The following is a 19,880-nucleotide window of genomic DNA, read 5'->3' on the forward strand; positions in this document are numbered from 1 at the left end:
GAAGATTGGAGCTTTTATACCCAAGACGCTTGGGTATGGCAAATGAAATAGACACATGCGGATTAAAAATAAAAAGCAATCTACTCGCTTTGGATGTATTAATTATGGATAACATTTATAGATACAGTATTGATTTACTTAATGGCAAAAAACTTCCAATGAGTACCTTTGAAGGTAAAACCTTACTCATCGTAAACATTGCCAGTAAATGCAGCTTTGCAAACCAAGTTGCCGGATTAGAATCTCTCTACAAAGAATACAAAAAAGATGGTTTTGAAATATTAGCAGTACCCTGTGATCAATTTGGTCATAGCGAACCTTTATCTGGTGAGCCTTTACTCGACTCTTATAACAAGTACTTCACTGCCAGCTTTTATATTTCTCAAAAACATCATGTGCTTGGTCCTGATGCACACCCTATTTTCAACTATTTGAAAACCCATACACGAGGCATAGTGCAAAATCGGGCAATTAAATGGAATTTCACTAAGTTTTTAGTAAACTCAAAAGGTGAACTCGTCGCACGTTATGCGCCTAGAACTAAACCAGAATCACTAAAAACAGCTATTGAGAGTCAGCTTTATGATGAAAGTCGCCTTGTTCAGCTCGCAAAGGTATGAACAACCCTATTTCGAACACGCATTATCAACTATCAGCAATATTAGCGTCTCGCATTTTAGCGAAGCATTAAATGTGCAAACTGCATCACTATGTTCAGGCTTTCAAGCTGTCTGCGCCTTTGTAAACGATGACTTATCAAGCCCTGTTTTAGAACTATTAGCTGAGCAGGGCATACGCTGTATCGCGTTAAGATGCGCAGGCTTTAATAATGTCGATATAGCATGCGCTAAAAAACTCGGGATCACCGTAGTTCGTGTACCGGCCTACAGCCCTGAAGCCGTTGCAGAGCATTGTATTGCCTTAATGTTGACGCTCAGTCGTAAAACCCATAAAGCTTATAACCGAGTAAGAGAAGATAACTTCGACCTAAATGGCTTACTCGGTTTTAATCTGCATAAAAAAACAGTCGGTATTGTTGGTGCAGGGAAAATTGGCCAAGCCTTGATCCGAATTCTCAATGGCTTTGGTGCAGAAGTTTTAGTGTTTGATCCCAATGTTGGCGAAGGCTCTTATACTCAAGTTAGCCTAGATATGTTATTGGCCCAAAGTGACATCATTTCGTTGCACTGTCCTTTAAATGAAGCAACTCATCATATTATTGATGAAACTGCGTTTAATAAAATGCAAGACGGAGTCATGCTCATTAATACTAGTCGTGGTGCCCTCATAGATACTACAGCCTGTATTCAAGCTCTTAAATCAAGAAAATTAGGTTACTTAGGCTTAGATGTTTATGAACAAGAATCTGAGTTGTTCTTCAAAAATCGCAGTGAAGAAATTTTGCAAGATGACTTATTCGCTCGCTTAGTGAGTTTTCCTAATGTACTTATTACAGGTCATCAGGGTTTCTTCACAGAAGAGGCACTGGAGCAAATTGCTGATGTGACAGTTGGTAACTTGTGTAACTTTAGTCAAAACAAACCACTATTGAATGAAGTGAGCTAACTTAAACTAAGTTCGTGTAGCCACGCTAAATTGTCTGTTTTCATCAAGCTTGATGTGCAAGTCGCTACGCGCACTCAGGCTTTCGATACCCCAACGCGTTAATCGCTCAAAATATTGAATAAAGGTAGTGACTTCTTCATCACTCATGCCAGACCCTGCTTGTTTTATTAGCTGATGCTCTTGCTGCAAACGCCAACTATAAACACGCTCGAAGCTTTGCGCATTCAAAAAGACTATTTTATCGAAAAGTGAAAACAAGGTTTGATACTCATCCGATAAAAATTGGTTCACTCGGGCACGATACTTCCCATTTGAGTCTTTCGTTGCTTCAAGATTATTCATAGGTATATTTAACTGCGCTTCACTTTGTGGCAGTAGTCCTAAACACCAACCTTCAAAAATAAGCACCTTGGGCTTATTTGTGCATTTTAACCAGTTAGCACTGCTATATGGCTCATCGGTCGCCTTATTAAAACGAGGCAGGATAAAATTCTCACTATTTTTAAATCGTTTTACTTGCTCAATGCCAAAAGCAGTATCGTGCGTACCTGGCACGCCTCGTACTTTGAAAAGTGGATGGTATTGAATAGCTCGCTCTGCTCTTTGTGCTTTTGATAAATAAAAGTCGTCTAAAGAAACAATCTCAGTAACAAAACCTTGGCTCTCTAAGTAACTCTTTATATAAGCTGATAATGTTGATTTACCACTGCCCTGAGCACCATTAATGGCTAAACAAAATGGGCTCTTTTGATGTGATAATAATGGCTCTAACCAGTCGATCACACACTGCACATTTTCTGGGTAACTTTTTAAAAGAGTATGTTTTTCTAAAAATTCTGTTTGCCAACGCATATTGACCTCTTATAAATGAAACACATATAGAAAAGGCCGCATGGGCGGCCTTTTAGAGTACGTGTAAGCTTATTAAGCTTGTCTTGCTTCTAACATGATACGCTTCATATCACGCACGGCTTTTTCAAGGCCATCAATCGCTGCGCGTGCAATGATGGCGTGGCCAATGTTCAGCTCATAGATTTCAGGCATTTCAGCAATCGGCTTTACATTGTGATAATGCAGACCGTGACCTGCATTCACTATGATCCCTAGACCGTGCGCATATTTCACGCCTTCACGAATGCGCTCAAGCTCTTGTGTCATTTCTTTATCTGTTTCGGCATCGGCATAAGCACCTGTGTGGATCTCGATATAAGGTGCTCCCGTTGCTTTTGCAGCATCAATTTGTGCTTTATCAGCATCAATGAATAACGATACTTTAATACCCGCAGCTTCTAGTTTGCTTACTGCGTCGGTGATTGCTGCTTGATGTGAAATAACATCAAGGCCACCTTCAGTGGTTAATTCTTCACGCTTTTCAGGTACTAGGCACACATATGCAGGCTTCACTTCGAGCGCGATATTGATCATTTCTTCAGTCAGCGCGATTTCAAGATTCATACGGGTTTGAATGGTTTTTGCCATTACATAGACATCTCGGTCTTGAATATGACGTCTGTCTTCACGTAAATGTATGGTAATACCATCAGCACCTGCATGCTCAGCAACCGCTGCCGCATGCGCTGGGTCTGGATAACTTGTACCACGAGCTTGTCTAAGCGTTGCAATATGGTCGACGTTAACGCCTAATAAAATATCTTTCATTGCCTTACCTTGATAAAAATAATTCTCGGCTCTTTAAAGCCTTGTTTCCTAAAAGTGGTTTTAATAAATACCGACTTAAATACTTTGCAGGTTTGCGCACCTCAGGATCTGCAAACTCCCCGCTTGCCATACGATTAAGTACTTTACCATTAAACCCCATTTGCGGGTTGTCGGTAACAACAAAGCCTAATTCTGGAATATATTGGTAATAATATTTATCTTTTATCTCATCACCATCGGCATCCACGTCAAACTCAACCCCAAACCCCAAAGCTTCAAGTAACTGATACTCATAAGAACGTAATACGGGTTCAAAGTCATTACAGTCTACTAGTTGTTTTAAGTGTTTTTGATATAGCTCGTAAATGTACTCTTGTGGCTCACTGGCTGGGATCACTCTATAACTGAGCTCATTCAAATAAAACGCACAATATAGCGGCTTGCCTTTTAAAGGAAGTGGGTTTTGTACTAATTCGAATTGATTTAAATATTTAAGGTCGAAGTTGCCAGCATAACGGCACAAAATTGGGGTGAATGGTTGAAGTTGAGCACTGTGTTTAACCGACTGTTTGCCTTTGAGTCTAGCCAACATGGTTAGGTGCCCTACACCTTCAACAAGCATACTTAGCATGGCCTGAGAGTCACTGTACGGACGTCTATGCAGCAAGTAAGCTTGTCGAAAGTCGTTATGCAATCAGTCTTCTCCGTAACCTAAAGAGCGAAGTGCACGCTCATCGTCAGCCCAGCCAGATTTCACTTTTACCCATAACTCAAGAAATACTTTGTTATCAAGCATATCTTCCAGGTCTTTACGAGCTTCGCGACCGATAACCTTAAGCTTTTCACCTTTGTTACCTATCACCATACGCTTTTGTGATTGACGCTCGACTAAGATCAAACCATTGATCTGCCAAACACCATTGTCTTGCCATTTAAACTGTTCGATTTCTACGGTCACAGAGTAAGGGAGTTCGTCACCCATAAAACGCATCAGCTTTTCACGAATGATTTCGGCCGCTAAGAAGCGCATTGAGCGATCGGTAACGTAATCTTCAGGGAAGTAAAACTCGCATGCAGGAAGGCGTTTGCGAACTTCATCTTTTACCATATCGATATTCTTACCGATTTTGGCAGAAATTGGTACGATGCCAACAAAGTTGCCCTGCTCACTTAACCACTGCATGTGTGGAAGTACGGCTTCTTTGTCTTTTACGTTATCTGTTTTGTTCATAACGATAAGCACTGGACGACCACTGTCTTGGACTTTTTTTAGTACCATTTCATCGTCTTTCGTCCACAGCGTGCCTTCGACCACAAAGATGATCAGTTCAACATCACCAATTGAGCTTGACGCTGCACGGTTCATTAAACGGTTAATCGCACGTTTTTCTTCAATATGAAGACCCGGCGTGTCAACATAAACGGCTTGATAGTTGTCTTCAGTATGAATACCCATAATACGGTGACGGGTAGTTTGCGGTTTACGCGAGGTGATACTGACTTTTTGTTCAACAATTTTGTTTAGTAACGTTGATTTACCCACGTTAGGGCGACCAACGATTGCGATCATGCCGCAGTGCGTATTAGGCGTCATTCTTTAAAATCTTCAATGCTTGCTCTGCTGCTTTTTGTTCCGCCTTGCGACGAGAACTGCCCACAGAAATAATGCTTTCCATCCCTTCCACTTCACATTCAACCGTGAATGTCTGGTTATGTGCCTGACCTTTCGTGTCGATCACTGTGTAATTAGGTAAAGGCAGTTTTCGAGCCTGTAGAAACTCTTGCAATAATGTTTTCGGATCTTTTTGATTGTGACCCGGAGAAATTGCCGCTAAACGAGATTCATACCATGTCAAAATAAGCTTAGTACAAGAATCAATATCTGAATCTAAGAAAACTGCGCCAATGATCGCCTCAACAGCGTCGGCAAGTGTTGATTCGCGTCTAAAGCCACCGCTTTTTAATTCACCTGGGCCTAAACGAAGGTAATCACCTAAATTAAACTCAACACCAAATTCAGCTAAAGTTTGACCGCGTACAAGCGTCGAGCGCATGCGACTTAAATCGCCTTCACGTGCTTTAGGAAACTTTTTGTATAACGCATCGGCTATCACGTAGCTCAAGATAGAATCGCCTAGAAACTCCAAACGTTCATTATGTTGGCCTTTATGACTACGGTGAGTCATGGCTTGTTCAAGCAATGACTCGTCACTAAATTCATAGCCTATTTTTTTATATAATTCTGCTACACTTCTTTTCATTTTATTGAATATTACCTAGGCGTTCAAAACGAACACCGGTTGGAACCCACCCTGGTAACAGGCTATCTGGGCCATTATCAAAATCAAAACTCATCCAAATAAATACAGCTTTGCCCACTAAGTTTTCTTTAGGAACAAACCCCCACATACGACCATCTTGACTGTTATTACGGTTATCACCCATTACAAAATAACTGTCTTTCGGTACAACCCACTCATCTTTACGAGTACCAGTTTGCTGGTAATAGCGATCAGTAGATTCTAAAGCTTGTGGATTTATTAGAATGTCATGTTGTGCACCTGGTAAGTCTTCAGTCAGTCTTACCAAAGGCATTGGTCCTTGCATAAATTCATCACGGTTTACAATATCAAGACCTATTTTATTGTATTCACCACACACTAGGTTGTCAGTGCGCTCTTTACCTGCTTCACAATTAGGCTTGATAAAAAGTTGGCGGTTACGATACACAATACTATCTCCCGGTAAGCCAATGACACGTTTAATAAAGTCAATTCGCTCATCCAGTGGGAATTTAAATACCGTAATATCGCCGCGCTCAGGTTCACCGACTTCAATCATCTGTGAACGCCAAACCGGATCCTTAATGCCATACGCATATTTTTGAACCAAAATAAAATCACCATCTAATAGTGTTGGCATCATAGAGCCTGATGGTATTTGAAATGGTTCAAAAATAAACGAACGAAAGATGGTGATCGCAGCAATCATCGGAAAAATCGATTTTGCACCCTCTACAATGGCAGGCTCAGGGGCAATCTGCGCAATCACATCATCATCAAGAGGAGTCTGCGTAGCACCTTGTGCCAACGCAATTCGTTCTTTTCGCTTTGGTGCGAACATGTAGTGGTCAATCAACCAGATCAAGCCTGACCCAAGAGTCAAAAGCACCAAGAATACAGAAAAATAGCCTGCCATTAATAAGTCCTGTTATTTACCTACTTTAAGGATTGCTAAGAATGCATCTTGAGGAACTTCAACGTTACCCAATTGCTTCATTCGCTTTTTACCTTCTTTTTGTTTTTGAAGTAGCTTTTTCTTACGACTCACGTCACCACCGTAACATTTCGCGATTACGTTCTTACGTAACTGCTTAACTGTTGTACGCGCAATAACATGCGTACCGATAGCTGCTTGGATCGCAATATCGAACATTTGACGAGGAATTAGCTCTTTCAACGCATCAGCCAACTGACGGCCACGCTGCTGCGAGCCTTCACGGTGCGCTATAATCGCCAATGCATCAACACGGTCGCCGTTAATTAGAATATCAACCCTAACCATATCAGAAGCTTGGAAGCGCTTAAAGTTATAATCTAGTGACGCAAAACCGCGACTTGTTGACTTAAGCTTATCAAAGAAATCCATCACAACTTCCGCCATTGGTAGCTCATACGTCACAGAAACTTGGTTTCCGTGGTAAGCCATCTTAGTTTGAACACCACGCTTCTCAATACATAATGTAATTACATTACCAAGGTATTCTTGCGGCACAAGGATATTCGCTTCAACAATCGGCTCACGAATTTCGATGATGTCATTAACTGGAGGTAACTCTGACGGGTTATCAATTTGAATAACACCATCTTTTGTTTCTACCTCATACACTACCGTTGGCGCAGTAGTAATAAGATCCATGTTGTATTCACGTTCTAGACGTTCTTGAATAATTTCCATGTGTAGCATACCTAAGAAGCCAACACGGAAACCAAAACCAAGTGCCGTTGAGTTTTCAGGCTCGAAGAATAATGACGCATCATTCAGGCTTAGCTTGTTAAGCGCATCACGGAAAGCTTCATATTCGTCTGAAGCAATCGGGAACATACCCGCGTAAACCTGTGGCTTAACGCGTTGGAAACCAGGTAAGCGTTCAGGCGCTGCATTTTGTGTCAGGGTGATTGTGTCACCTACAGGTGCACCATGGATATCTTTAATACCCGCAATCACAAAGCCTACTTCACCAGTCTTCAACACTCCAGTATTTGTCTGCTTAGGCGTGAAAATACCAACATGATCAGCAATATGTGTTTGATCAGTTGACATAATCTTGATTTTATCACCTTTACGTAATTCACCATGTTTAATACGTACCAGTGATACAACGCCTTGGTATGGGTCAAACCATGAATCGATAATTAGCGCCTGAAGAGGTGCTTCAGGATTGCCTACTGGCGGTGGTACATCGCGTACAATATTTTCTAATACATCTTTGATGCCTATACCTGTTTTTGCTGAACATTGAACAGCTTCTAACGCGTCAATACCCACAATTTCTTCAATTTCTTCAGCAACGCGGAGTGGATCGGCCTGAGGTAAGTCAATTTTGTTTAAAATTGGAATAACTTCTAAGTCCATTTCAATCGCTGTATAGCAGTTTGCTAGGGTTTGTGCTTCTACACCTTGACCCGCGTCTACAACTAATAGTGCACCTTCACACGCCGCAAGTGAACGTGATACTTCATAGGTGAAGTCAACGTGTCCTGGCGTATCAATGAAATTAAGTTGGTAAGTTTCACCATCATCAGCCGTGTAGTTTAACGTTACACTCTGTGCTTTGATTGTGATACCACGCTCACGTTCGATGTCCATCGAATCCAGAACTTGCTGCTGCATTTCACGATCTGTTAAACCACCACAGACTTGGATTAAGCGGTCAGACAAAGTTGATTTGCCATGGTCGATATGGGCGATAATAGAAAAGTTACGGATATGCTTCATATTTCTGGATTCTAAACTTCTTAAGTCATTAAATTAGATATTAGGGTGGGATTTTACATTTTATTTGCGCTAATCACCATCTATTTGCTTCACAGAGAAACTAATTGGGTAAATTTTTACCACTTTTACTTGGTGTTTAATGCGACTAACTCGATAACGTGCTAATAAAAACCCCAACACACCACCCATTAACGCAAACAAAATCTGTAATGGTTCAGATAAATTTAACAAAAGTGCGCCAATGAACATCATTATAAATGCACCCATTAATGGTGCCATATAGACCCAAGCGCCATGATTCACTAGCTGACTATCATCAAGGGATAGTTTTATTTTTTGACCAACTTCAACCGATTCATTTAGGTCAATGGGAAAGAGTTTCTTATATGTACCAAAAAGGCGGCTAAATATTTGTGAACCACATTTGCCATTACATCCTTCACAGGCTGGTTTTGGTTCGGCTTGAAGATAAGCAGTTGTGCCGCGAATTTTCGCGACACTCAAGGTTTGTTCTATCATAGAGCTCGTTTTACAGACTCAGCAATGCTCTTTGCTGTTTGCGGTGGAATTTTACCTACCACAGATACATCAAAAGCACCTGAGTTGTGAACATAAACAGTTGTTGCACCCGATGATAACGCGCCACTGGGCCTTTTACCAGCCAGCGGTCTTTGCACAAACACTGAAAACTCAACTAACCCGTCTGAAAATAAATAATAATCTGCAAGCTCATTATTTAAATCTAATTTATGCCTATCGGCTTTTAACAAGGTAAACCCTTGTGGTAACCAATCGATCTGCCAATTAGACTGAGATTGTGGGCTTATCACATTTTCACTAACTAGAGTTGGTTCAGGAAACTCTCTGTTTAAGAGCTCGACAAGCTGTTGTGCAGGCTCTGGGGTGACACTTATATGCGTAAGCTGAAGTTGTTCAAGCAATTCACCCACTTGATTCACATATGCCGCTTTTAATAACAGTGATGATTCGGTATCGATCCACAGCCAGTAATTGTATTTACCACTGTCTTTTGATTCTAAACGAACGAGCTGAGCAGGACGTCCTGCGATCCGCCCTTTTCCGCCAAGAACAAAATCATAATCTTGTTCTAAAACCGCTATGTCTTTAAAAAGCACTTCAGGGATTGGGCCAGCAATTGTGTCAGTTTTAATTGAATAAGGTGTCGATTGTGGCTCAAAGTAAGTGACCTTGTCATCAACACGGACAATTTCAAGGCCTGCACCATTAAGTAAACTTAACAGCTCTAACTCTTGATTTTGATGTTGGGCATGTAACCAACGGTATGGCTCCATACCCTTTTCTTTCATCACTACAAAAGAAGCATCAAAATTTCTTTGATGCACAGCAGTTGCCATATTTTGAAGTAACTGTTTTGCAGAAAGTAGCTCAGATGCCTGAACTACTATAGAAAAACATAAACTAATAAGAAAAATAAACGGCTTCATTAATTAGATTCTTTATTCTCTTCTACTTTTTCAGTTTTTGCCTGATGTAAAGCGTGGGCCATTCTAGATTGACGTTGATGTTCAAGAACAAGTGCGCCAATGCGTTGCTGCTGAAGCTCTCTTACTCCTTGCTGGGCACTTTGTAATGCAGAACCCTCAGATGAAAAACTCACCGGAGCAACACCACCCGCCACAGGAATGGACTGTAGTACAGGTAAATCATCACCAACAACAGGTGTCTGCTGCATAGTGTTTACACCTAATACCGCAACTAATGCAACGCTCGCCGCTATCGCAATTTGAGAAAACGGCTTTTTCCAACTACTGATACTGACAACATTAGATTGCGCAGGTTGATGAGCGACTTCTTCAATGCCTTTTACATTGTGGCAAGGTTCATCAGCCAATGCTGCTGCAACGCTTGCAGTAATGTCAATCGTTATTGCATTGTCGCTTTTAGCTCTCAATGCATCACCAATCATGGCATAACGCGAAAACTTTTCAGAGTCTAATTGACTTAAACTTGCATCATCTAGGATGCGCTCACCGTCAAAGATCTCTGAAGTGCTTACTTGTTCATTCTCAGCTTTATTAGCTTGGGCCATATTTAAGACTCACTAATCATTGGGTTTAAATTATTATCAATTGCTTCTCGCGCTCTGAAAATTCGCGATCTGACTGTTCCAACCGGACAGTCCATAATCACTGCAATTTCCTCATAGCTCATCCCCTCTATTTCACGAAGGGTAATGGCTGTTTTTAAGTCATCAGGCAAGCCATCTATGGTTTTATAAATAACTGCTTTAACTTCATCACTCAGCAATAAATTCTCGGGTGATGCATTTGAACGAAGAGAATCTGCGTTGTCGTAGAGTTCAGCTTCTTCTGCATCAATATCGTTGGCTGGCGGTTTACGACCTTGAGCCACCAAATAATTTTTAGAACAGTTAACCGCAATACGGTACAGCCAAGTATAAAATGCACTCTCGCCTCTAAAATTAGGCAGAGCACGATACGCTTTTATAAACGCTTCTTGTGCTACGTCTGCTATATCGCTTTGATTTGATACATATCGAGAGATAAGACCTGCGATTCTGTTTTGATATTTGGCAACTAAGAGGTTGAAGGCGTTTTTATCTCCTTGCTGTACCCGCTTGACCAATGCTAAATCCAATTCCTGCTCGCTCATTCGAGCCGGTACTCCTCTTTTTTATAATTGTAACTAAATGTGAGTTGCCATCTTTCACAGCAATTGAGACACACTAATAAATAAAAAGTTCTGTTTTTTTGAAATTTTTTTTAAAATATCGTTCAAACGCCTAAAATAACCTCTTTTTGAAAGTCTATTTTGGCCAAACGTTCGTACTTTTACGATCATAGTACACTTGTTAATGTACATCACATAGAAAAACGAAGATTCGAATATGAAACAAATCAATAACCATGAAACTGACGTGGTTGTCATTGGTAGTGGTGCTGCCGGATTGAGCCTTGCACTTTCACTTGCTGAGCACTGTAGCGTTACGGTGATCAGTAAAGGGTCTTTAAAAGAAGGGTCTACACTTTATGCTCAAGGTGGCATAGCAGCTGTTTTTGATAAAAAAAATGACAGTATTGAATCGCACGTTGAAGACACGTTAGCAGCCGGCGGCGGTTTATGTGACAGGGATGCTGTGCACTACACGGCAAGTAATGCAAAAGCTTGTTTAAAATGGTTAATTGAACAAGGTGTTCCTTTCGACATGGAGTTTGATAGCAAAGGTAAAGAGCGCTATCACTTAACACGTGAAGGTGGACATAGCCACAGACGTATTCTGCATGCCGCGGATGCAACAGGTAAGGCCGTTCAAACTACCTTAGTTAGCCAAGTACAATCTCATAACAATATTAAGCTGCTTGAAAACTACAATGCCATTGATTTGGTAAAAGATACTGAGTGTGACATACAGCCTGTAAAAGGTGTCTATGTTTATAATCGCCTTGCCGACAAAGTAGAAACGATTTCTGCTAAGTTTGTTGCCCTTGCAACCGGTGGCGCGAGTAAAGTCTATCTTTATACTTCTAACCCTGATGTGTCTAGCGGTGACGGTATCGCAATGGCGTGGCGCGCTGGTTGTCGTGTTGCGAACATGGAATTTAATCAATTCCATCCAACTAGCCTCTATCACCCCGAGTTGCAAAACTTTTTGATAACAGAAGCAATGCGCGGTGAAGGTGCCCACTTAAAGCGCCCAGATGGAACGCGATTTATGCCTGATTTTGACGAGCGCGAAGAACTCGCACCGCGTGATATTGTTGCCAGAGCGATTGATTTCGAAATGAAGCGTTTAGGTGCTAATTGTGTTTACTTAGACATCTCGCACAAAGACAAAGACTTTATTATTGAGCACTTCCCCACAATTTACGCCAAGTGTTTGAGTGTAGGGCTAGATATTACAAAAGAACCAATTCCTGTTGTACCAGCAGCACATTATACCTGTGGTGGTGTAATGACAGATTTTAATGGTCAGACCGACTTACAAAATCTATATGCTATTGGAGAAGTCGCTTATACAGGTCTGCACGGCGCAAACCGTATGGCGAGTAACTCATTACTAGAGTGCATTGTGTTCGCACATGCAGCAGCCAAGGATATTTTATCTAAACTCGAAAAATCACAAGCCCCTGATGGAATCAATCAATGGGATGAAAGCCAAGTAGGCAATTCAGACGAAGAAGTCGTGATCACCCATAATTGGCATGAGCTAAGATTGTTTATGTGGGATTATGTCGGCATAGTTCGATCGACAAAACGCTTGGAGCGTGCCTTAAGGCGTGTCGAACTCTTACAACAAGAGATCCAAGAATATTATGCCAACTTCAGAGTTAGTAATAACTTGTTAGAACTTAGAAACCTAGTACAAGTTGCTGAATTAATTATTCGTAGTGCGTTGGAGCGTAAAGAGAGTCGTGGCTTGCACTACACACTCGACTACCCTGAGCAGAGTGTTAACCCCACACCCACGGTTTTAAAACCATAGACAAAAAGCGGTTCTCGCTCTTCAAAACCGATCCTCTTAAATGTTCGAATCATTTTTGAGGATTGGATCTTTTTCATTCAAAGCGAATCGGCATATTTTTCGCCAATCTTTTTCACTCATCGAAGAAGCCAGAAGTTGTATGGTTTCTGATTTTTCTTGGGTGGTTCTGATTTTTAAAGATAAGACGGAAAACTTTAGTTGTGCTGAAATAATATGCCCAGATACCGCCCTTTCACTATGCACTTCGATATAATTATCTTCACAGTCAAGTAACAGTGTTCCACTAAGTGGCGTCGTATCTTGGGTAATTTTATAAAAAAGTAAAAACGCTAAAACTGCAGCGATGCAAATAAACAAGAAAGAAATCAGATGTGCAGAAACGAGAAAGGTGGCAAAGCTTAAAACCGACAAGAAAAGCACTATGACCCTGAAGTCTTGCCGGTTATCTGCAAATATGATTTTATACTTTGACGCGGCCAAGTATAAACTGAACCATTTTGTTTAGCTCTGGATCTGGACACTTTTCATGGCCCATAAACCAAGCAAATAAATCAGGATCTTCCACTTCGAGTAAACGTTGAAAAATTAGTTTTTCAGGGTCAGGCAACTCGTCAAAAGCTTCATCAACAAACGGTCCAAGCAGTACATCGAGTTCTAGCATTCCCCTTCTACAGGCCCATTTTAGTCGTGATTTTGGAAAAAGCTGAGTCATCTATAACCTCAAAGTAATTAGAATAATCTAGAGTAGTGAGTATATAAAATCAGGTAACACATTAAAATGCTACACAGCCGAAAAGTTGATATTAAGCAATGTATATCAGTAATCTTAGAGTAACTCGACAGGCAATTTCAGTTTTATATTGATGCCCTCCCCTAATGTGGAGCGACATTTGATTTCCCCTTTTAAAAGCTGCGTAATCAGGTTATAAACTATATGCATGCCCAAACCGCATCCGCCTTGATTCCGTTTAGTGGTTACAAAAGGGTCAAACACTGCTTTAAGCATTTCAGCACTCATTCCCTTACCATTTTCGTCATAGCTCAGATGCCAAAATTCTCCTTCTTGGTGAATAGAAACTTTGATATTGCCAGAATCAACGCCTTCAAAACCATGGATCATCGAATTGTTCAATAAATTAGTCATTACTTGATATATTGCGCCAGGATAAGTGTGCAATTCAAAATCTTCGCCTTCTATGTCTATCTCTATTTGCTTTCCCTTTGTTAAGGGGACCAATGAATCAAATACTTCTTTTAGATAAGATTTTATAAAGATGTTTCTTGCTTGTTCGCTTGATTGGTCAACAGCAACTTGCTTGAAGTTACTAATTAAGCTTTGCGCCCTATCTAAGTTTCTTAAAATCAGTGCATAGCCTTGGTTTTGTTCATTGATTGCATTATTTAAATCTTGCTGCCTCAGTGACCTGCTCTCAAGCTTATGCTCTATCGCAGCCAAACTTTCTTGGTTGTATGTAAGTGCCGTCAATGCAACACCTAAAGGCGTGTTTATTTCGTGGGCAACCCCTGCGACTAAACTACCTAATGACGCCATTTTTTCACTTTCGATAAGTTCTTGTTGTGTATGTTGCAGCTCCATCATAGCTTGCTCAAGTTTCTGATTCTTTTTATAAAGTTCATCGGTTCGCATTGCGACATTAATCTCTAATTGCTCGTTCAACTTTTGTAAAGCTTCTTGATTTTTCTTAAGTTCCGCAATGTCCTTTAACGCCCCTGCTATGCGTGTTGCTTTGCCACTCTGATCACGTTTAACGACTTTTCCTCTATCGAGTACCCAAGTCCATTGCTCAAATAAGTCTTTAACTCGTATTGCTATTTCATAGCTGTCTGTTTTGCCTTCTATACATTCACGTACTTTTTCTTCAACCAATATACAGTCTTTTGGATGGACAAATTGATCAAAGTCATCAATGGTCATCACTTTGACCGCATTCCCATAATCAACTTTCGAAGACACTGTATGACGATATATTTGATTGCTATTCACATGCCAATCCCAAAGCTCGTCACCACTTGCCCAGAGTGACCACTCTAAGCGCTGCCTCAACTCTGACATTTTAATATTGTCACGAACAACTTTTTTGTATCTCTGTTGGCGGGCATAAACAACAGAGGCTATGAGGGTTAATACTAAAAAGATATAAAAGCTTTTAGAGCTAGTATTCCACCACCAAGGTGCTGCAATACTGAGTGTGAATTGATGAACTGGTGAAGCGACATTAAAACGGTTAATGGTATAAGCTTCGATAATATAGTTGCCAGGCTTGAGTTTTAATAAACTTACTTGTCTTACCCCATTTGCAAGTTTTAACCATTGCTCGCTCAATCCTATAACACGATAATAAAACTGATTTTGCTCTGCGCCATAGTCCAAGCTGGAATAGTTCAAAGAAATGATGTCTTGGTTATGCTTTAAGTTTAGCCCCTCAACCAGCTCAGGGGCAACCGACAATACTGAGCCATCTGAAGGCTTGAGTGATTTGCCCAATAGCTCGATTTCACTGACTAACAGGGGCCTTGCTGAATTATCTACATCGAGTTTCTGCGGGTAGAATTGATTAAACCCTTTCGCGCCACCAACAAACAACCGCCCATCAGGTGCCAACCAAGCTGCATTATAATTAAATTCATTATCTTGAATACCATCTGTCGGCGAAAAGTTGTGCACATTAAAGTTACTAATATCAATGCGGCTGAGCCCACCACTTGTTCCAGCCCAAACGTGCCCAACACCGTCATAAATCAGACCCCAAATTGCTGTATTACTTAACCCTTCATTTTGTGTGAAAGTACGGTCGATACTAAAGTCGCTATGGATCAGCGTGATCCCTTGCTCACTGGCGACCCATACTCTGCCATAAGCATCTTGAACAAGCATGAAAACCAAATTAGATAGTAAGCCATCTGATGTATTAATCTGTTGTAGTTCATCCCCTTTATAGCGGAATAATCCATTGCCAATACTGCCAAACCAGAGCTCTTCTTTTACAACAAGCAATGAAGAAACATGAGAAGGTGCATCAAGTGAACTTGCAAAATACGGCATTAACTTACTCGTATTTTCATTAAAAAACATCAAACCCATTGTTCTTGAAGAGAGTAATAACACGCCGTCATAAAGAGTAATGTCGTTAAAACTTAACTCCGGCCCATTGCCAAAATCGGGCTTGAAATGGTCAAGAGTTTCAGTTTCAAATGAGAACCGAAATACACCATTACCTCGTGTTGTTATCCATAAATCGCTGCCATACATAAATAACTTTGTGATGAAACTGCCTTGTACAGCAACTAACGCCTTATAAATAAATTGAGACTCAATAAACCCTTGCCCATTAAAAATATAAACACCAGCGGAGGTGCCTACCCAAACTCTATCTTGTTTATCAATGGCAAAGCTACGAGTGTCTGGCGTAGATAAAGGCGAATCTGGATAGTTATCTGTACTAACATGTCCAAATGACTCACTAAGTTGGCTAAAAAAATGTAGCCCTCGGGTCTCTGTACCAATCCAAATGCCTTTATTGCCATCTCTCATTACTGACAAAATATTATTATCTTGAAGGCCATTTACTTGCTGCCGTTTGTACCAATGATTTAACAAAGTGCCATCGAAATGGAATAAATAGACACCGTTGTTTGTAGCGAGCAATATTTCATTGGTCGAAAGATACAAATTATTGAGGGTGATGTTCGAGACCTCAGCAAACGTTTTCGACCATAAGACTCTGCTGTATAACAAATCATAAACGATCAGTTCTTCACTTTTAGTCAGCAGGAATACTCTTTGCCCCCTGACCTTGAGCATCTTGAACTCACCTTCAAATAACAACAGAGACTGTTGCTGCTCGTTAATTTTCATTAGACCTTTGTCAGTGAGATAATAAATATTGTTATTTTGTGTCTCTGGTGAACGAATGAAATTGCCAACAATGGCAGAGCGGCTTACTTCTAACGTACTTTTATTAATTTGATAACTCTCACCATTAGCGCTAGAAACCAATACATGGGCGCTTTGACAAGTTAAATCATTCACTCTGTCAGATGTAATCGCGTCATAGTCACTTGCCAAAAAGGAATGAAATCGCCCATTTTGCGTATTGTATCGACTTAACCCTGTGTGTGTACCTATCCATACATCTTGATCACTAATGCAAATGTCGGTGATGAAACCACCTGAGAGGCTATTTTTGTCTTGTTGTTTTGGTTTAAACTGTTTGAATTCATGACCATCAAATCTATTTAAGCCTGCTTGAGTGCCCACCCAAATATAGCCAAACTGGTCTTGAGCTAGCGCTGTAATCGAGCTTTGCGTGAGACCTGCACTATAATCGTAAGAACGCATTATCTGCGCCGTATCGGTAAACTGCGGCACAGCCAGTACCAATTGACTAGAAAAAAGCAGAAATAAAAAAGATAGAATTGTCGCTCTCATACCCTGCCATCAAACACACCAAAGTGTTTTAAATATAGCAAAGCAATTAAAACTCACTAAAAAATAAACAAGTTTTTAGAGTTCGAAGTCGCTCTTTGTGCCGTCAGCATGTAACAGGTAGTAGCCTGCAAGTTTGTTGTTCTCAAGCTCAATGAGGCTGATTGCAGCGTGAGATAAGAGATAAGGTGAGCGCAAATGCTCAGAGCGACAAAGATGCTTGGTCACTTTCATTTGCCAACGTTTAGTAAAAAAGTTGAGCGGGCTCCATCTCGCGTATAAAAATGAGTCTAAATGATCAAAACACTTCAATAGCGTTTTAGGGAATTCATTTTTAATACCTGATGCAGTTAATTGCCAAATCCGGTTATCGTGTTGCCCAAAGCGTGCTTGCACAGAAAAGCAAAACGAATAATGTACGTCGCCCGATAAAATAATAGTTTCTATCGGCGTATCACTTCGCCTAAAAATGTCCATAAGTTTTCTGGCTGCCCCTTCATGGGCCATCCAGTTTTCAACATCCACCACCAAAGGATGCCCACAGGCGTTGAAAATGGCTTGCACCGCTTCAATGGCTTTTACCCCAAATACTGGCGCAGGAGACACAATAATTGTTTCTTTTTGATGCTGAAGTTGAGTTTGAAGAAACATCAGCATTTCCCAGTCCATTAAGCCACTAGGCTCATTAAAGTCTTGCTCATTTCGCCAACGGTGGGTTCTTGTATCTAATACAACCAGCTTCGGCGTTGTTTCAAGGCAGTAATGCCAGTTATCGAACTGATGAAGGTGCGTATCAAATTTTGTTAGCTCCCATTCACATGTCTTTAGACTAGCGTTGAAATGAGTTAAAAGCGTTTTAGACATTGAACCTGCGTCATTACCCAGCCCTTGAAATAGCCAATAAGAAAGTAAACCATTACTGATGATCCGTTGACTGGCAGGATTCGACGAAATGTTTTGTTCCCACTGGGCGGTTAAATTCCAATCATCTGTTACATCATGGTCGTCAAACATCATCAAAGTTGAGAGATTCGCAAACAGCCTTGCCACCTTTGGTAAACTCTTTACAAACCCCTTTAGGCTGTTTTTTTGTAATTCATATAAATCAGTTTGTTTGGCGTTGGTAGTTTTAAAATGTGCTTTTTCAAAATCAAATAACCGCCAGCACGCTTCACTATGCGCCAATAAATAATAAGCAACAAACTCTTCTAAATAAACTAGGTGATTGACTGCATGCGCGCTAGTGAAGTGCGGTTCATCTTTGCGAAGCCAATATCCTAAACTGCGTTTTGAACGCTCTTGCCATGGTGTTTTTGGTAAGTGCGGCGTTCTTGCAAATAATTGCTCTGATAAGTTATCAGGTAGATTTATGAACTCAGTCCGTGATTCTTTGTATAAGCAAAGTTGCTCAATAACTGTATAAATCGCCTGCAACATTGGTCCTGCCACATCATCGGCATAAATCTGGTCGCCAGAAAGTAATAATAAGGTTGGTGCTGTTGTTTGATTGAGTCTCGCTTGAGATAGCGTTTCATCTGCACTCGCCAACGAATCTTCTACAGGGTAATGCGGGTTACGACAAGAGCCATGCAATACCTGTTTTAAAACATTTGGGATCACAAACTCAGGCGTACTGGCATCAGGATAACAATAAGCTGACAAATCCGTTTTAACCTCATCGAGATACAACGTATAGCCTATTTTTGTATCGGTAATAAACTCACCACTTTTTGGTTTCACATTGACTATATAGAAAAAACAATGCTTACCCAGTGGTATTTCGAGTACTTCGTTTTCAACCTCAGTGCCTGTAAACTCAAAACGTACAGCCCGAGGCATTGAAGTGACCAGTTGCAAACACACATTACTAGCCTCAGCCCGACGAACCATCGGCCCAAGTAAAAGTTCTGGAAGATGTGTGTTTACAACTGACATGACGATTATTTGCGCTTGGCTAAGCTAAATAGATCATAGAAGTTGTTTGTTGTTGCCGTTGCGAGCTCTTTATATGTGATACCTTTTAAGTCAGCAATATAATAGGCAACATCTTGCACATAAGCAGGCTGGTTTGTTTTGCCACGATAAGGCACTGGTGCAAGGTAAGGAGAATCAGTTTCGATGAGTAATCTATCTAGTGGAATTTGTTTCACCACCTCTTTTAATTCAACCGCGTTTTTAAATGTCACAATACCTGAGATTGAAATATAAAAACCCAAATCAAGAGCTTGTTTTGCCATCGACCAATCTTCAGTAAAACAATGCAAAACACCACCGCATTTATCGGCACCATGGGCTTTCATAAGATCTATGGTATCAGTTCGGGCATCTCGGGTATGAATGATCAGCGGCTTTTGTAGTTCATTAGCCACTTCTATGTGTCCAACAAAACTCTCTTGTTGCACAGAGTGCGTGTCTTTTGAGTAGTAATAGTCTAGGCCCGTTTCACCAATCGCAACCACTTTATCGTGTTGAGCCAGTGACAATAACTGACTTTTATCCAAGGCTTGCTCTTGGTTTAAAGGGTGCACACCACATGAGACTGAAATATCATCAAATGCTTGTACTTTTTCAAGCATACTCGGGAATTGATCTAGTGTGACGCTTACACATAAAAAGTGCTCGACTTGCTTTTGTCTTGCTGCATCTAATGCTTCTGGGAGTGATAAACCAAGTTTATCAAAATCTAATCTATCTAAATGGCAGTGCGAATCTACAATCATAACT

The 19,880-nt window shown here is 40.7% G+C and carries 19 protein-coding genes; 3 read left to right on the top strand and 16 right to left on the bottom strand.

The window, feature by feature from the left end:
* Nucleotides 1–35 precede the first annotated feature (35 nt).
* Together C1E24_RS13020 and C1E24_RS13025 are read left to right on the top strand one after the other, a co-directional pair.
* Nucleotides 36–620, top strand: a complete 585-nt coding sequence (locus tag C1E24_RS13020) for a glutathione peroxidase (protein ID WP_404390166.1) — start codon at nucleotides 36–38, stop codon at nucleotides 618–620.
* Complete coding sequence (locus C1E24_RS13025; RefSeq protein WP_138482205.1) at nucleotides 586–1,566, top strand: 2-hydroxyacid dehydrogenase; 981 nt, start codon at nucleotides 586–588, stop codon at nucleotides 1,564–1,566. The genes C1E24_RS13020 and C1E24_RS13025 overlap by 35 nt, the downstream gene beginning before the upstream one ends.
* Before the next feature lie 6 nt (nucleotides 1,567–1,572).
* Here the strand turns inward: C1E24_RS13025 and C1E24_RS13030 are convergent, their stop codons facing one another.
* The 11 genes from C1E24_RS13030 to rpoE form a co-directional block, all read right to left on the bottom strand.
* Nucleotides 1,573–2,418, bottom strand: coding sequence for a kinase (locus C1E24_RS13030; RefSeq protein ID WP_138482095.1), 846 nt, complete (start codon nucleotides 2,416–2,418; stop codon nucleotides 1,573–1,575).
* Between the two features lie 72 nt (nucleotides 2,419–2,490).
* Nucleotides 2,491–3,225, bottom strand: a complete 735-nt coding sequence (gene pdxJ / locus C1E24_RS13035; RefSeq protein WP_138482097.1) for a pyridoxine 5'-phosphate synthase — start codon at nucleotides 3,223–3,225, stop codon at nucleotides 2,491–2,493.
* A gap of 4 nt (nucleotides 3,226–3,229) precedes the next feature.
* The gene (gene recO, locus C1E24_RS13040; RefSeq protein ID WP_138482099.1) at nucleotides 3,230–3,919 is read right to left on the bottom strand and encodes a DNA repair protein RecO; all 690 of its coding nucleotides are present in this window, start codon (nucleotides 3,917–3,919) and stop codon (nucleotides 3,230–3,232) included.
* The gene (gene era / locus C1E24_RS13045; protein WP_138482101.1) at nucleotides 3,920–4,819 is read right to left on the bottom strand and encodes a GTPase Era; all 900 of its coding nucleotides are present in this window, start codon (nucleotides 4,817–4,819) and stop codon (nucleotides 3,920–3,922) included.
* Nucleotides 4,809–5,486, bottom strand: a complete 678-nt coding sequence (gene rnc, locus C1E24_RS13050; protein ID WP_138482104.1) for a ribonuclease III — start codon at nucleotides 5,484–5,486, stop codon at nucleotides 4,809–4,811. Before rnc ends, era begins: the two co-directional genes overlap by 11 nt.
* A gap of 1 nt (nucleotide 5,487) precedes the next feature.
* Nucleotides 5,488–6,423: a signal peptidase I gene (gene lepB, locus C1E24_RS13055; RefSeq protein ID WP_138482106.1), complete on the bottom strand. Its 936-nt coding sequence runs from the start codon at nucleotides 6,421–6,423 to the stop codon at nucleotides 5,488–5,490.
* 12 nt (nucleotides 6,424–6,435) lie between these two features.
* Entirely contained in the window at nucleotides 6,436–8,223 is a 1,788-nt protein-coding gene (gene lepA / locus C1E24_RS13060; protein WP_138482107.1) for a translation elongation factor 4, read from the bottom strand.
* A gap of 69 nt (nucleotides 8,224–8,292) precedes the next feature.
* Nucleotides 8,293–8,742 (bottom strand): SoxR reducing system RseC family protein, encoded by a 450-nt coding sequence (locus C1E24_RS13065; protein ID WP_138482109.1) that lies wholly within the window; start codon nucleotides 8,740–8,742, stop codon nucleotides 8,293–8,295.
* A complete protein-coding gene (locus tag C1E24_RS13070; protein ID WP_138482111.1) occupies nucleotides 8,739–9,689 on the bottom strand; it encodes a MucB/RseB C-terminal domain-containing protein in 951 nt (316 codons plus the stop codon). Before C1E24_RS13070 ends, C1E24_RS13065 begins: the two co-directional genes overlap by 4 nt.
* Nucleotides 9,689–10,294 carry a sigma-E factor negative regulatory protein gene (locus C1E24_RS13075; RefSeq protein ID WP_138482113.1) on the bottom strand — a complete coding sequence of 202 codons (606 nt, stop codon included), beginning with the start codon at nucleotides 10,292–10,294 and terminating at the stop codon, nucleotides 9,689–9,691. Before C1E24_RS13075 ends, C1E24_RS13070 begins: the two co-directional genes overlap by 1 nt.
* 2 nt (nucleotides 10,295–10,296) lie before the next feature.
* Entirely contained in the window at nucleotides 10,297–10,878 is a 582-nt protein-coding gene (gene rpoE, locus C1E24_RS13080) for an RNA polymerase sigma factor RpoE (RefSeq protein ID WP_058030117.1), read from the bottom strand.
* A 235-nt stretch (nucleotides 10,879–11,113) separates the two neighbouring features.
* Between rpoE and nadB the strand changes: the two genes are divergently transcribed.
* The gene (nadB, locus tag C1E24_RS13085) at nucleotides 11,114–12,709 is read left to right on the top strand and encodes an L-aspartate oxidase (protein ID WP_138482115.1); all 1,596 of its coding nucleotides are present in this window, start codon (nucleotides 11,114–11,116) and stop codon (nucleotides 12,707–12,709) included.
* Between the two features lie 36 nt (nucleotides 12,710–12,745).
* On the opposite strand, the gene C1E24_RS13090 is transcribed toward nadB, so the two are convergent.
* The 5 genes from C1E24_RS13090 to C1E24_RS13110 all read right to left on the bottom strand — a co-directional run bounded on the left by C1E24_RS13090 (nucleotide 12,746) and on the right by C1E24_RS13110 (nucleotide 19,876).
* Nucleotides 12,746–13,120 carry a hypothetical protein gene (locus C1E24_RS13090; protein WP_138482117.1) on the bottom strand — a complete coding sequence of 125 codons (375 nt, stop codon included), beginning with the start codon at nucleotides 13,118–13,120 and terminating at the stop codon, nucleotides 12,746–12,748.
* Nucleotides 13,121–13,169: 49 nt separating this feature from the next.
* The gene (locus C1E24_RS13095) at nucleotides 13,170–13,421 is read right to left on the bottom strand and encodes a succinate dehydrogenase assembly factor 2 (RefSeq protein ID WP_138482119.1); all 252 of its coding nucleotides are present in this window, start codon (nucleotides 13,419–13,421) and stop codon (nucleotides 13,170–13,172) included.
* 114 nt (nucleotides 13,422–13,535) lie between these two features.
* The gene (locus C1E24_RS13100) at nucleotides 13,536–17,159 is read right to left on the bottom strand and encodes a sensor histidine kinase (protein WP_138482121.1); all 3,624 of its coding nucleotides are present in this window, start codon (nucleotides 17,157–17,159) and stop codon (nucleotides 13,536–13,538) included.
* A gap of 75 nt (nucleotides 17,160–17,234) precedes the next feature.
* Nucleotides 17,235–19,091 (bottom strand): metallophosphatase, encoded by a 1,857-nt coding sequence (locus tag C1E24_RS13105; protein ID WP_138482123.1) that lies wholly within the window; start codon nucleotides 19,089–19,091, stop codon nucleotides 17,235–17,237.
* 5 nt (nucleotides 19,092–19,096) lie between these two features.
* Nucleotides 19,097–19,876, bottom strand: coding sequence for a TatD family hydrolase (locus C1E24_RS13110; RefSeq protein ID WP_138482125.1), 780 nt, complete (start codon nucleotides 19,874–19,876; stop codon nucleotides 19,097–19,099).
* Nucleotides 19,877–19,880 lie beyond the last annotated feature (4 nt).

It is taken from the genome of Pseudoalteromonas phenolica (assembly GCF_005876835.1).
Taxonomy (GTDB): Bacteria; Pseudomonadota; Gammaproteobacteria; order Enterobacterales; family Alteromonadaceae; genus Pseudoalteromonas; species Pseudoalteromonas phenolica_B.

What these genes read in the sequence shown, in the direction of transcription:
- lepB (WP_138482106.1), bottom strand. Translation starts at nt 6,423, where the DNA reads ATGGCAGGCTATTTTTCTGTATTCTTGGTGCTTTTGACTCTTGGGTCA.
- C1E24_RS13065 (WP_138482109.1), bottom strand. Translation starts at nt 8,742, where the DNA reads ATGATAGAACAAACCTTGAGTGTCGCGAAAATTCGCGGCACAACTGCT.
- pdxJ (WP_138482097.1), bottom strand. Translation starts at nt 3,225, where the DNA reads ATGAAAGATATTTTATTAGGCGTTAACGTCGACCATATTGCAACGCTT.
- C1E24_RS13110 (WP_138482125.1), bottom strand. Translation starts at nt 19,876, where the DNA reads ATGATTGTAGATTCGCACTGCCATTTAGATAGATTAGATTTTGATAAA.
- C1E24_RS13075 (WP_138482113.1), bottom strand. Translation starts at nt 10,294, where the DNA reads ATGGCCCAAGCTAATAAAGCTGAGAATGAACAAGTAAGCACTTCAGAG.
- C1E24_RS13100 (WP_138482121.1), bottom strand. Translation starts at nt 17,159, where the DNA reads ATGAGAGCGACAATTCTATCTTTTTTATTTCTGCTTTTTTCTAGTCAA.
- C1E24_RS13020 (WP_404390166.1), top strand. Translation starts at nt 36, where the DNA reads ATGGCAAATGAAATAGACACATGCGGATTAAAAATAAAAAGCAATCTA.
- lepA (WP_138482107.1), bottom strand. Translation starts at nt 8,223, where the DNA reads ATGAAGCATATCCGTAACTTTTCTATTATCGCCCATATCGACCATGGC.
- rpoE (WP_058030117.1), bottom strand. Translation starts at nt 10,878, where the DNA reads ATGAGCGAGCAGGAATTGGATTTAGCATTGGTCAAGCGGGTACAGCAA.
- C1E24_RS13105 (WP_138482123.1), bottom strand. Translation starts at nt 19,091, where the DNA reads ATGTCAGTTGTAAACACACATCTTCCAGAACTTTTACTTGGGCCGATG.
- C1E24_RS13070 (WP_138482111.1), bottom strand. Translation starts at nt 9,689, where the DNA reads ATGAAGCCGTTTATTTTTCTTATTAGTTTATGTTTTTCTATAGTAGTT.
- C1E24_RS13025 (WP_138482205.1), top strand. Translation starts at nt 586, where the DNA reads ATGAAAGTCGCCTTGTTCAGCTCGCAAAGGTATGAACAACCCTATTTC.
- nadB (WP_138482115.1), top strand. Translation starts at nt 11,114, where the DNA reads ATGAAACAAATCAATAACCATGAAACTGACGTGGTTGTCATTGGTAGT.
- C1E24_RS13095 (WP_138482119.1), bottom strand. Translation starts at nt 13,421, where the DNA reads ATGACTCAGCTTTTTCCAAAATCACGACTAAAATGGGCCTGTAGAAGG.
- C1E24_RS13030 (WP_138482095.1), bottom strand. Translation starts at nt 2,418, where the DNA reads ATGCGTTGGCAAACAGAATTTTTAGAAAAACATACTCTTTTAAAAAGT.
- era (WP_138482101.1), bottom strand. Translation starts at nt 4,819, where the DNA reads ATGACGCCTAATACGCACTGCGGCATGATCGCAATCGTTGGTCGCCCT.
- rnc (WP_138482104.1), bottom strand. Translation starts at nt 5,486, where the DNA reads ATGAAAAGAAGTGTAGCAGAATTATATAAAAAAATAGGCTATGAATTT.